We start from the raw sequence: 11,892 nt of genomic DNA, 5'->3' as shown, positions 1-11,892 counted from the left end.
CGCCTCCAGGCGGTTGCGTCAGCGCGGAGCGCCCCGCGGGGTGCGTCGGCGCGGAGCGCTACGCGCGATGCGTCGGCGTGTGACCCTCGTGCGGGTTCGCGTCCGGCTCCGCCGCCGCGGCGTGTGCGCCGTGGTGCTCGGTGTCGCCGGCCCGCTGGGCGAAGCCGACATCGGACGACTGCTCGCCGTGGTCGCCGCTCGGGTGCGCCCGTTCGAGCTTCGCACCTTCGACGTCCACGTCCGGCAGGATGCGGTCGAGCCACTTCGGGATCCACCACGCGCTGCGTCCGAGCAGGTGCATCACCGCGGGGATGAGCAGCATCCGGACCACGAACGCGTCGAGCAGCACACCGAACGCGAGGCCGAAGCCGATCGGCTTGATCGTGGACGAGTCCGAGAAGATGAAGCCCGCGAACACCGAGATCATGATGATCGCCGCCGCCGTGACCACCGCTCGGCCGGCGTGCAGGCCCCGCTGGACCGCCACCTTCGCCGACGCGCCGTGGGCGTACGCCTCGCGCATGCCCGACACGAGGAACAGCTGGTAGTCCATCGCGAGCCCGAACAGGATGCCGATCTCGATGATCGGCAGGAAGCTCAGGATCGGTGCGGGGTCGTGCACGCCGAACACCGAGCCGAGCCAGCCGAACTGGTAGATCGCGGTCAGGCCACCGAACGAGGCGAGCACGGACAGGATGAACCCGGCGGTCGCCGTGATCGGCACGAGGAACGACCGGAACACGATGATCAGGATGATGAGCGACAGCCCGACCACGACCGCGAGGTAGAGCGGCAGCACGTTCGAGAGCTTCTCGGAGACGTCGATGTTCGCGGACGCGTTGCCGGCGACACCGAGCGTGGCCTTCCCGTCGTCGACGCTCACCTGTTGCGAGCGCAGGTCCTTCACGAGGGTCTCGGTCGAGACGCTGTCCGGGCCCCCGGCGGGCTTCACCTGGAACGCGATGATGTCGCGGTCCTTCGACGCCCCGATCGGCAGGACCGCCTTGACGTCGTCGTTCTTCGCGAGGGCCTCACCGATGGTGACCTCGGTCGCCGTGACGTCGTCCTTGCTGACCGCCTTCGGCAGGTTCGCCACGACGAGCAGCGGGCCGTTCTGGCCGGCACCGAACTCGTCCGACAGGGTCTTGTAGGCGAGGTACTGCGACGACTCGACGTCCTCGGATGCGCCGGTGGGCAGGCCGAGTCGCATCTGCGTCGCGGGGAGCGCGATGGTGCCGAGCACGGCGACACCGGCGACGAGGGTGATCACTGCACGCCAGGTCGACATCGGCTTGTTCGGCACGCGGATCGAGTCCGTGTTGCCGATGCGCTCGCGCTCCTTGCGGCGCAGGATGCGCATGCCGAGCAGCGACAGCAGCGCCGGTGTGAACGACGTCGCGATGAGGATCGCGAACAGCACCGCGACGGCACCGACCGTGCCCATCAGCCCGAGGAACGGGATGCCCGTGATGTTCAGCGCGAGCAGGGCCACGATGACCGTCGTGCCGGCGAACACGACCGCGTTGCCGGAGGTGCCGTTCGCGAGGCCGATCGACTCGTGCACGCCCATGCCGGCCTTCAGCTGCGTGCGGTGTCGGTTGAGGATGAACAGCGAGTAGTCGATGCCGACCGCCAGGCCCAGCATCACGCCCAGCACCGGCGTGACCGAGATGAACTCGACGAGGCTCGAGAACGACAGGGCGGCGAGGGACGCGACGCCGACGCCGAGCACGGCGGAGACGAGCGGGATCGCGGCGCCGATGACGGTGCGGAGCATGAGGAACAGCACGAGGGCGGCGATGATGACGCCGATGACCTCGCCCGGACCGAGGATCGAGGGCACGCCCTGCGCGATGTCGTTCGAGACGTACACGTGGACGCCGCTGATCTTCGCGGCCGCGGCCTTGTCCGAGATGGCCTGCTTCGTGCTCTGCGGCACCTCGTAGGTCGACTTCGTGAACTGCACGGAGCCGATCGCGGCCGAGTCGTTCGACGACACGAAGCGGATGTCCTTCGACAGGTCGAGGAGCTTCGACCCCTGCTCGAGCTCCTGCTCGCTGTCGTCGAGCTTCTGCTCGTTCTCGTCGAGCTTCTTCGTGTTCGCGTCGATCGTCTGCTGTGCTGCCGTGATCTGCTGCTCGCCGGCCGTGATCTGCTGCTGCTGCGCGTCGATCTGCGCCTGGGCCTGCTGCAGCTGCGCCTGCGCGGCGGCGGCGGCACCGGCGGCCTCGGCCTGGGCCTTCTGCGCGTCGAGCTGCTGCTGCGCCTGCTCGATCTTCGTCTTGCCGGACTCGAGCTGCGACTTCTGCGCGTCGAGCTGGTCCTGGCCGTCGGAGATCTGCTTCCGGCCGTCCTCAATCTGCTTCCGGCCGTCGGAGATCTGCTCGCGGCCGTCGACGATCTTCTGCCGCTGGTCGTCGAGCTGCTGCTGCGTCGTGAAGCCGTCGGTGACGTCCTTGACGCCGTCCTCGCTCTTCAGGCCGTCGAGGAAGTCCTTGACCTCGGTCTTCTGGTCGTCCGTGAACGCCTTGCCGTTCGTCGTCGTGAAGACGAGCGTGCCCGTGCCGCCGTTCGCCGACGGGAACTTGTCCGCGAGCTCGTCCTGCACCTGGCTGGTCTTGGTGTTCGGGATCGAGATGGAGGACGAGATCGAGCCGGCGAACAGGCTGTAGGTGAGCCCGGCGACGCCCATGATCACGATCCACGCGATGATCACGAGCCAGTGCCTGCGGGCGGAGAAGCGCCCGAGTCGGTAGAGGAGACCGGCCATGCGGTGAGCCCCGTTCCTTTCGTAGTGCGTGCTGTGTGGTGACGGGGTGCGCCGGTGGACCCCTGGGGGTGACGATCAGTCGGTGGGCATGTAGCCGCTGCGGACGCTGTGGACGAGTCTGCTCAGCAGCGCGTCCCACGCGTCCAGGGATGCGCGGTCGAGCGACGGGCCCGTGTGCGTGAGCCAGTGGTCCGCGATCACGACGATGCCGCTCATGAGCGACTCGACCAGCAGTGCGGCGTCGAGCTCGTCCGCGGCCGGGTGGCGGCGGGTGACCTCGTCGCGGAGCCGCTCGGTGACCCGGGAGAACGCGGTCTGGGTGAGCACCGCGGCCTTCGGGTCGGACTTGCCGGGTTCGCCGAGGATCCGGTACATGCTCGCGATCGCCGGCGCGAGGTCGGCTCCGCGGGCTGCGGACTCGAGCTCGTCGAACATGGACGATCGGGTGCCGTCGCCGACCGGGGTCCGCGCCATGTCGGCGAGGAAACGGTCGATGATCACCGACAGCTCTTCTTCGCAGACGGTGAGCAGGACCTCGTCGAGGGACGCGAAGTGGTTGAAGACCGTGCGCCGGGCGACGTCGGCCCGCGCCGCGAGGTCGTCGACGCCGAACTCGCGCCCGCCCCGCTCCGCGATGAGGTCGCGGGCGGCCTGCAGGATCGCTGCTCGGTGCTTCGCCTTGAGGGCGGCACGGCGGTCGGGTGCGAGGGTCACGTCTGTAGACACTAGGTGCATCGATGCACTCAGTGCATCGACTCCGAGCGCATGCCCAGATTCGTCCCCCAGGACGCTGAGGCGACCGAGAGGCGGACGGGAGGCACGTGGCGGCGCCGCCACGGGCCTCCCGTCCGGGGTCTGGTCACCAAGCACCCGCTGTCGGCCGCCCTCGATCGCTGGGACGCGCGACACCCCTGGTCCCATGACGCGGCGTCCTCGTGGTTCGTCATCGCCCGTGCCCGCGCGGTCCGACGGCGCGGCGGGAGCAGCGTTGTCGACGTGAGCTGCGGCGCGGGGCGGATGCCTGACCGGCCGCCCGACGGGCCAGGCCAGCTCGTCGACCCGGTGGGTCAGGCCGGCTCGTCGTCCCACGGGACCGGGGTCGTCGTGCCGGACTCCCAGTCGCGCCGCAGCACGCCGTAGGCCACCGACGCCAGCGGCTCCCCGCCGGGCACGGGCCACCCCTCGCGGTAGTGCGCCTCCTTCACCCACCCGGCGCGGCGGAACACCCGACGCATGGCCGTGTTGTCCTCGCGGGTCTGCCCCTCGAACCGGGTGACCTCGGGCAGCGTCCCGAACACGTGGTCGGTCGCCGCGCGCAACGCCTCCACGCCGAGGCCCTTCCCACGGTGCTCGCCGGCGATCCGCAGGTCGAACAGGGGGACGGGATCCTCGAGGTCCTCCAGCCGCAGGACCCCGACGTGGCCGTGCTCGTCGGAGTCGACCCAGAACGAGTCGTGCTCGTCGTCGCGCCACGCGCCCTCGTCGACCCCGCGCTCGGCGTCGGCCCGCTCGATGCGGCGTCGCACGTGGAAGGGGAACTCCTCCGTCGTCAGGAAGGCGACCAGGGCCTCCCGGTCGGCGCCGGTGGAGTCGAGACGCGTGAGTCGGACGGCCATGGCGGTCACGCTACCGGTGCGCGGGTCGGTGCTCGGTTTCCCGCACGCCCCTGCGGGATGCCGCCGTCCGGCCCGCCCTGGGCAGCGCTGGATCGTTCCGTGCGCGAACCTGATCGTGACAGGGGAGTACGGAGCACATCGTGACACGGCAACGCACCTCGCGACGGCGCGAGCGGACCACCTCGCGGCGCGGGGCCCTCCTCCGGGGAACCGTCGTGCTGGTCGTCGGCGGGGTGACCGTCTCCGTGATGCTCGCCTTCCTCACGCCTCCGGTCCAGGGCAGCGAGCTCCTGCCGTCGCTCGCTCCGTCGCCGAGCAGTGCGACGCCGACGCAGGAAGCGCGCGGTGCTGCGAGCCAGGGCACGTCGGCCACCGGTGAGGCGACCGGCGGTACCGGGTCCGGGAAGCAGTCGAGTTCGTCCGGCTCGACGGGCTCGTCCAGTTCGTCGGCCTCGGCCGGTTCGACCCAGGAGGGCGCCGTGCAGCCACGCACCCCGGACCCCGCCGCGAGCAACCCGATCGCCGGACCGCGGGCCGCGTTCTTCGAAGGGTTCGACACCGCGGCCGCGAGTGGGGGGCAGTTCGCGTCGACCTACGCGGGCGCCTGGCAGGCCTACGACGAGGGCACGAGCGGGAAGTACTACTCCGGCGCCCTGATCAGCGCGCACGACGGCGTCATGGACGTCGCGATGAACGGCACGCAGGGCGCTGCCGGCGTCTTCGGTCCGCCGTCGACCGCCTGGGCGCAGACCGGAGGCACCTTCAGCATCCGGATGAAGGTCGAGGGCGGCCGCGGGAACGGGACCGCCGTGATGCTCTGGCCGACGTCGAACGACGCGTCCGAGGGGGAGCTCGACTACCCCGAGGGCGGCTTCGGCGGCAAGCCGGACGTCTACCACCACTCGAACGTCCCGGGGCACGCCGAGAAGGCGCAGCGCATCCCGACCGACGCGTCGTGGGGCGACTGGCACACCTACACGACCGTGTGGCTTCCGGGGAAGTCGGTGAGCTACTACCTCGACGGCACGCTCGTCGGCACGATCGACACCTGGGTCCCGACCACCCCGCACCGGTACACGTTCCAGATCGGGAACTCCGGGAAGCCCGGGCACGTGCTCATCGACTGGGTGTCGATCCAGCCCTGACGGTCGAGGCCGTGCAGGCTGGGAGCGTGCGTGCTCCCCGTTTGACGGCCGTGGTGGTCGGTGCCACCCTCACCGCAGCCCTCGTCGGCTGCTCCGGGCCGAGCGGGCCGAGCGGGCCGAGCGCGCCGAGCGAGCCGGGCGCGCTGGCGTCGAGTAGGACGGCCACCGCGACCACGGACACCACGGCGACACCGCTCGCCGTGCCGACGGTGTCCGCGGACGGAGCCCTCGCCGCACTCGAGGACCGCGCCGACGCCCGGCTCGGCGTGGTCGCGGTCGACACCGAGGACGGGACGACGCTCGCGTACCGCGGCTCCGAACGCTTCCCGTTCGCGTCGACGAACAAGGTGTTCGTGGCCGCGGCCGTCCTCGACCGGTCGACGGCGGCGGACCTCGACTCGGTCGTCCGCTACGACCAGAGCGACCTGCTCGCGTACGCGCCGGTGACGTCCCGGAACGTCGAGACCGGGATGACCGTCCGGGAACTCGTCGACGCCGCCGTCAGCGTGAGCGACAACACCGCAGCGAACCTCCTCGTGGAGCGGCTCGGCGGACCCGGAGCCGTCGAGGCCTGGCTCCGCGGCATCGGCGACCGGGTGACCCGGGTGGACCGCACCGAACCCGAGCTGAACGCCGCGACCCCCGGGGACGACCGCGACACGAGCACGCCTGAGCAGTTCGGCGCCGACCTGCGTGCGGTGCTCGTCGGGGACGTCCTCGATGCGGATGACCGCCGGCTGCTCCTGCGCGCCATGCAGGCGACGACGACGGGGGACGGGACGATCCGCGCGGGGGTACCGTCCGGGTGGCGGGTCGCCGACAAGACCGGAACCGGGTCGTACGGCGTCCGGAACGACATCGGGATGGTGACGCCCCCGGGGCGTCGGCCGATCGTGCTCGTCGTGATGAGCCGGACCGACCGCGCGGACGCCGAGCCGTCGGACGCGCTCGTCGCCGCGGCCACCCGGACCGCGGTCGGCGCACTCCGCCGCTGATGCCGAGCCGACGGCACGACGTCGGGCTCCGGCCCTCCGCGACGACGATGCCTGCCGCTCACCGGGGCAGCGCGTGCGCCCAGCGTGCCACGGCGTCGTACGCCCGCTCGCGCACCGCGGGCTCCGACAGCACGACGTCGTGCAGCGCTCCCCGCAGCCGCCGCACGGTGACCTCGTCGCCGAGCGACAGCGCCCGGTGCGCCACGACGTCGACGTTGAGCGCCACGTCGGCGTGCGCCATGCCCTCGTCCCACCGCGGCTGCAGCATGCTCTTGTCGCTGAGCATGACGAGCACCGGCACCGTGATCCCGAGCCCTGCCTCGACCCGCGCCTGCCCGTCGAACACCGCCGACAGCCACCCGGGGTGCAGCGGGAACCCCCGCTCCGGTCGCCACCGCTGGTCGTAGGTCCACGACCCCTCGCCGCTGGCGGACACGGTGCGCGTGTAGAAGCCGGGGTCGACGGCCGGCATCGGGGCGAGCGGGTTCCGCCGCGCGCCGAGCTTGAGCACCGGCGCCACGAGCGCCCGTCCGATCGCCGCGCCCTGGAACTCGAGCCACGGGCTGTTGAGCACGAGGCCGTCGACGAGTTCGGGGTGGCGGGCCGCCCACAGCGAGAGCGTCAACCCGCCCGTCGAGTGCCCCATCGGCACCAGGCGTCGACGCGGTCCGCCACGGTGTTCCGTCGAGATCGCGTCGAGTGCGGCCGCGATGTCCTCGTCGTACGTGGCCAGGTCCCCGACGTCGCCCGGCGTCTGGTGCGGGCGGAGACTCCGGCCGTACTTGCGCAGGTCGAGCGCGTGGAAGCGCGCGCCGAGCCGTTCGAGCCGATCTGCGAGCTCCACCTGGAAGAAGTAGTCGGACCACCCGTGGACGTAGAGCACGTCCACACCGTGCAGTGGCCCGCGTGGCTGCAGGAGCGTGTCCGTCGGGCTGTGTCGGCGACGGACGAGCGTGGCGACGACCGGTCCCTCGCCGTCCTCCCCGAGTGGCAGTTCGAGCTGCTCGAACGGTGCCCCCAGGACGTCCTCGCGCCACCCGTTCCCCACCATCCGTCGAGGCTACTCGCGGCGCCCCGGCCGCTCCGCGCCGGGGCCGTCGGCAGTGCGGTCCGGACCGGTCGTTGCCGGAACGTGACCAGACGACGGCCTGGAGGCGCGTGGCGGCGCCGCCACGGGCCTCCAGGCCGTCACGGGGTAACGATCCGTACCGACTCGGCGCTCTCCCAGTCCACGTGCCGGGGTTCCCCCGCGAGATCTCGGGGACCGTCCGGTTCCGCCCGGCACGGTCCGACACGGAACGCACCGACGGGCGGTGCACGAGGGGGACACATGGGGTTCGGACGAGCGATCGCGGCCGTGAGCGGCTTCGTCGGCGGGAGCGTGCTCGCCGGTCTGGTCGTCGGGGTCGGCGTCACGCCGGCCGTGGCGCTGGCGGGGTTCGGGACCTCGTCGGCGATCGACGCGTTCTCGTCGCTGCCGGAGTACCTCGAGGTCGGCGAGCTGCCGAGCCGCAACGAGGTGTGGGCGTACCGGGGCGGCAAGCCCGTGCACCTGGTGGACGTGTTCGACCGGAACCGGGAGCAGCTGCCGTACGACCGGATCAGCGAGACCCTCAAGCAGGCCGCGGTCGACGGCGAGGACCGGCGGTTCTGGGAGCACGGGGGTGTCGACGCGACCTCGCTCGTCCGCAGTCTCGTGAGCGTCGCGGCGAAGCAGGGGAAGGGTGGTTCCGGTGGGTCGACGCTCACGATGCAGCTCGTCCGGAACATCAAGATCGAGCAGGCGTCGCAGCTGCCCGCCGACGAGGCGCAGGCGGCGGTCGCGGAGGCCACGGCCCGCACCCCGCAGCGGAAGCTCGAGGAGATCAAGCTCGCGATCGGTCTGGCGAAGCGGTACTCGAAGCAGGAGATCCTCACCGCGTACCTGAACATCGCCTACTTCGGCGACCAGACCTACGGTGTGCAGGCCGCGGCGCAGCGCTACCACGGCAAGGACGCGACCGACCTCAGTCCGGCCGAGGCGGCGTCGCTCGTGGCGATCGTGCAGTGGCCGGAGCGCCGGGACCTCTCGACCCCGGCGCACCACCGGGACAACCAGGCCCGGCGTGACGTCATCCTCCGCGCGATGCACGAGCAGGGGCACCTCTCCGCGGCGGACCTTCGGACTGCGCTCGCGTCGCAGCCGGGGGAGTACGTGCACCTCACGGCACCGCAGCAGGGGTGCGCCTCGGTCGTCGCAGGCGCGGAGTACTTCTGCGAACACGCCGTGCAGGTCGCCCGGACCCTGCCCCAGCTCGGTGCGACGCAGGCCGAGCGCGACTCGGCCTGGCGGACGGGCGGGTACCGGGTCCAGACGACGCTCGACCTCGACCGGAACGGCCAGCAGAAGGCGCTGCTGGACCGGTACGACCCGGCGACCGAACCGGCACTCGCGCTCGGGGCGACGTTCGATTCGGTCGAGGCGTCGACCGGCCGGGTCCTGACGATGGCGCAGAACACCGCGTACGACCGTTCGGCGGCCGCGGCCCGCGGGTCGAGTTCGCTGAACTACGCCGTCGACGAGGCGTCCGGCGACTCCACGGGGTTCCAGCCCGGTTCGACCTACAAGGTGTTCACGCTGCTCGCGTGGCTCGAGGCCGGGAGGAGCCCGGACACGGTGGTGGACGGCACCCGGCACGAGCAGCGACGGTGGACGCAGTGTGGGCAGACGATCGACGCGCCGTGGAACCCGCGGAACGACTCGCCCGGCCAGACCGGCCCGTACTCGGTGCGCGACGCCACGGCCCAGTCGGTCAACGGTGCGTACGTGTCGATGGCGGCGCGGCTCGACCTGTGCGACATCCGTGACGTGGCCGAGCGACTCGGCGTCCACCTGGCGACGGGTGGACGGGTCGGTGCGAACCCGGCGGCGATCCTCGGCACCGAGAACATCGCCCCGCTCACCATGGCGTCCGCGTACACGGCGATCGCGAACGGCGGCGTCCGGTGCGACCCCGTCGTGGTGGACCAGGTCGTTGACCGGACGGGGAAGGACCTCGGCGGACAGCCGGAGACCTGTCGGCAGGTGCTCGCGCCGGCCGTCGCTGCCACCGCGTTCGAGGTCATGCAGGGCGCGTTCCACGGAGGGACGGCGACCGGCGGGCAGACCGCCGACCGCGCGACCCTGTTCGGCAAGACGGGCACGACCGACGTCGCGGACCAGGTGTGGCTCGTCGGCGGGACCTCCCGTGTCGTCACGGCGTACTGGCAGGGGAACACCGACGGCGGGAAGACGAACCTCCGGTACGTGAACAACGGGCAGGGCGGGACGTACGCCGGGGCCCGTGCCTCGGTGTGGAAGCAGGCGCAGGAGACGGTCAACGCGGCGTACCCGGCGGGGTGACCGCTGCCAGGACGGGCGGGTGCGCGAGCGCGGGCGCGCGGGCCGCTAGCGGTCCAGGCGCTTGCTCTCGGTGATCCACGCGGTCAGCTGGCGCATCGCGGCCGCCTGCGAGGCGTAGTCGAGCACGGGCGACGTCCACGGGTACACCTGCCCGGCGACGAGCGCCGGCTGGTCGGCGAAGGTCGGCTGCTGCACGAGGTCGTCCACCTGGTAGCCCTGGTCCGAGAGCAGCAGCACGTCGCCCCGGACCTTCCCGGCGTTCGGCCAGGAGTACACGCCCCAGGCGTAGCCCGTCGGCCCGGGGACGGTGAGGTCGGCACCGTGCGAGGCCCAGAGCTGCAGTGCGGGGACGTCGTCGGGCCGGGCGACGTACACGCCGTCGTGGTCGGCGTACACCGCGGTCAGCCGGACGTCGTGGTCACGGGTCGCTGCCTCCAGCGCCTTCGAGGCGTCGTCGAACTCCGCCTCCGCGGCGTCGACGACGGACTGCTCCGCCCCGAGCGAGCGCGCGAGGTCGGTCACGTCCCGGACGACGTCCGCACCGTCACCTCCCCATCGGACCTCGGCGACGGGCGCGATCTCCGCCAGTTCCCGCTGCTGCTCCGCATCGGCGATGCCCGTCCCGACGTGCCCGGACGGGAGCGCGCCCGAGGAGTCCACCGGCGCGATCGTGGTCACGATGAGGTCGGGGTGCAGCGCGGCGACCCGGTCGACGTCGATGCCGTCCGACCCGTCGCCGGCGCCGTCGGTCGCGTTCGCTGACCCGACGTCCGCGATGCCGTCGGCGTCGAGGCCGTCCCACCGGTCGTCCTGGGCCACGCGCAGCCGTCCGAACGTCCCGACGGGGTGCAGGCCGTAGCGGACCATGGACAGCGCGAGGTCGTCGAGGGCGACCACCCGCTCGGGACGGTGGTCGAGCCGGATCGTGGTCCCGGTGGCGTCCCGGAGACTCCACGCAGCCGACCCCCTGCCGCCGCCACCACCGCCACCGTCCGGCGCGGTGTCCTGGCCAGCAGTCCCGCTGCAGCCGGCGAGGGCCAGCGCGCACGCCACCACCGCGGCGAGCACGAGGGCGCGCGGGGACCGGCGGGGGAGCGTCACGACGAGCAAGGCTAGCCCGCCGGGATCCGGGACGCCCCCGTGCACGCCCGGTACCGTGGCGGGCATGGGGAACGGTGGGGGACGGACGATCCGACGAAGCGTCGTCGCACTCGTGGCGGGGCTGGTGTGCGTGTCGGCGCTCGCGGCGTGTGTCGGCGGGACGACCGGAGGGGACGCCACGGCTCGCTCTGCGCCCACCTCGACGAGCAGTCCGGTGCCGGAGCGGACCCCCACCCGGACGCCGACGCCGACGAGCACGACGCCTGCCGTGACGCAGCCGGAGTCGCGCACGGTCGACGCCGGAGCCGTCGCCGAGGGCGCGACCGGAAGCGCGACCGGTTCGGGATCGGCCAACGTGCACTACCGCCGCGACGGGGACTTCGCCGTCGTGGTGACCCTCGACTGCTCGGCGTGCACGGGCACCGCGACCGTCACCGCCGCCGGACGCATGTCGCCGTTCGGCCGGGCCTCCGCGCCCCTCACCGGGTCGTTCCTCATGGACGTGTTCAAGGACGGCGCCCCCGACCAGACGTTCATCGTGCAGGCGACCGGCTCGTGGACGGTCACCCTCCGCAGCTGGAACGACCTGACGCCGGTCACCGGCCCGCAGTCCGGGACGGGACCGGCGGTGCTGTACATCGCCGACGACGTGGCGAGGGTGCACGTCGACTACACGCCGGCCGGCTCCGGGGACGCGTTCTCGGCCCGGGTCTTCACGGTGTCGAAGGCGACGCGGGCGTTCGGCGACTCCGAGGCGTTCTCCGACGACTTCGAGGCCGACCTGCCCGGGGTGATCGCGATCCAGACGAACGGCACGTGGAAGGTCACGCCCCTGGGCTGACGCTGCGCGACCACGAGACGGACGGGAGGCGCGGTGCCAGCC

General features: G+C 72.2%; 9 protein-coding genes. 4 read left to right on the top strand and 5 right to left on the bottom strand.

Annotated elements, in window-relative coordinates; translation table 11 throughout:
• Positions 1-58 precede the first annotated feature (58 nt).
• The 3 genes from ACSW7Y_RS12440 to ACSW7Y_RS12430 form a co-directional block, all read right to left on the bottom strand.
• Complete coding sequence (locus tag ACSW7Y_RS12440) at positions 59-2,770, bottom strand: MMPL family transporter (RefSeq protein ID WP_438126587.1); 2,712 nt, start codon at positions 2,768-2,770, stop codon at positions 59-61.
• Between the two features lie 75 nt (positions 2,771-2,845).
• Positions 2,846-3,484 (bottom strand): TetR family transcriptional regulator, encoded by a 639-nt coding sequence (locus ACSW7Y_RS12435; protein ID WP_438126586.1) that lies wholly within the window; start codon positions 3,482-3,484, stop codon positions 2,846-2,848.
• 353 nt (positions 3,485-3,837) lie between these two features.
• Positions 3,838-4,386 carry a GNAT family N-acetyltransferase gene (locus ACSW7Y_RS12430; RefSeq protein ID WP_438126585.1) on the bottom strand — a complete coding sequence of 183 codons (549 nt, stop codon included), beginning with the start codon at positions 4,384-4,386 and terminating at the stop codon, positions 3,838-3,840.
• Between the two features lie 140 nt (positions 4,387-4,526).
• On the opposite strand from ACSW7Y_RS12430, the gene ACSW7Y_RS12425 reads away from it, so the two are divergent.
• Positions 4,527-5,531 carry a glycoside hydrolase family 16 protein gene (locus ACSW7Y_RS12425; protein WP_438126584.1) on the top strand — a complete coding sequence of 335 codons (1,005 nt, stop codon included), beginning with the start codon at positions 4,527-4,529 and terminating at the stop codon, positions 5,529-5,531.
• Between the two features lie 26 nt (positions 5,532-5,557).
• Positions 5,558-6,526, top strand: coding sequence for a class A beta-lactamase (bla, locus tag ACSW7Y_RS12420; protein WP_438126583.1), 969 nt, complete (start codon positions 5,558-5,560; stop codon positions 6,524-6,526).
• Between the two features lie 58 nt (positions 6,527-6,584).
• Here the strand turns inward: bla and ACSW7Y_RS12415 are convergent, their stop codons facing one another.
• The gene (locus ACSW7Y_RS12415) at positions 6,585-7,577 is read right to left on the bottom strand and encodes an alpha/beta hydrolase (protein WP_438126582.1); all 993 of its coding nucleotides are present in this window, start codon (positions 7,575-7,577) and stop codon (positions 6,585-6,587) included.
• A gap of 279 nt (positions 7,578-7,856) precedes the next feature.
• Between ACSW7Y_RS12415 and ACSW7Y_RS12410 the strand changes: the two genes are divergently transcribed.
• A complete protein-coding gene (locus ACSW7Y_RS12410; protein ID WP_438126581.1) occupies positions 7,857-9,908 on the top strand; it encodes a transglycosylase domain-containing protein in 2,052 nt (683 codons plus the stop codon).
• Positions 9,909-9,953: 45 nt separating this feature from the next.
• Here ACSW7Y_RS12410 and ACSW7Y_RS12405 read toward each other — a convergent pair whose 3' ends face one another.
• Positions 9,954-11,009, bottom strand: a complete 1,056-nt coding sequence (locus ACSW7Y_RS12405; RefSeq protein ID WP_438126580.1) for an ABC transporter substrate-binding protein — start codon at positions 11,007-11,009, stop codon at positions 9,954-9,956.
• A gap of 214 nt (positions 11,010-11,223) precedes the next feature.
• On the opposite strand from ACSW7Y_RS12405, the gene ACSW7Y_RS12400 reads away from it, so the two are divergent.
• Positions 11,224-11,850, top strand: a complete 627-nt coding sequence (locus tag ACSW7Y_RS12400; RefSeq protein WP_438126579.1) for a hypothetical protein — start codon at positions 11,224-11,226, stop codon at positions 11,848-11,850.
• Positions 11,851-11,892 lie beyond the last annotated feature (42 nt).

Origin of the sequence: Curtobacterium flaccumfaciens, assembly GCF_051548005.1 — a bacterium.
Lineage (GTDB): Bacteria > Actinomycetota > Actinomycetes > Actinomycetales > Microbacteriaceae > Curtobacterium.
Note: the sequence above shows the minus strand (reverse complement) of the source record. Positions and strands in the feature narration are given on the sequence as shown.

What these genes read in the sequence shown, in the direction of transcription:
- ACSW7Y_RS12440 (WP_438126587.1), bottom strand. Translation starts at nt 2,770, where the DNA reads ATGGCCGGTCTCCTCTACCGACTCGGGCGCTTCTCCGCCCGCAGGCAC.
- ACSW7Y_RS12430 (WP_438126585.1), bottom strand. Translation starts at nt 4,386, where the DNA reads ATGGCCGTCCGACTCACGCGTCTCGACTCCACCGGCGCCGACCGGGAG.
- ACSW7Y_RS12415 (WP_438126582.1), bottom strand. Translation starts at nt 7,577, where the DNA reads ATGGTGGGGAACGGGTGGCGCGAGGACGTCCTGGGGGCACCGTTCGAG.
- ACSW7Y_RS12410 (WP_438126581.1), top strand. Translation starts at nt 7,857, where the DNA reads ATGGGGTTCGGACGAGCGATCGCGGCCGTGAGCGGCTTCGTCGGCGGG.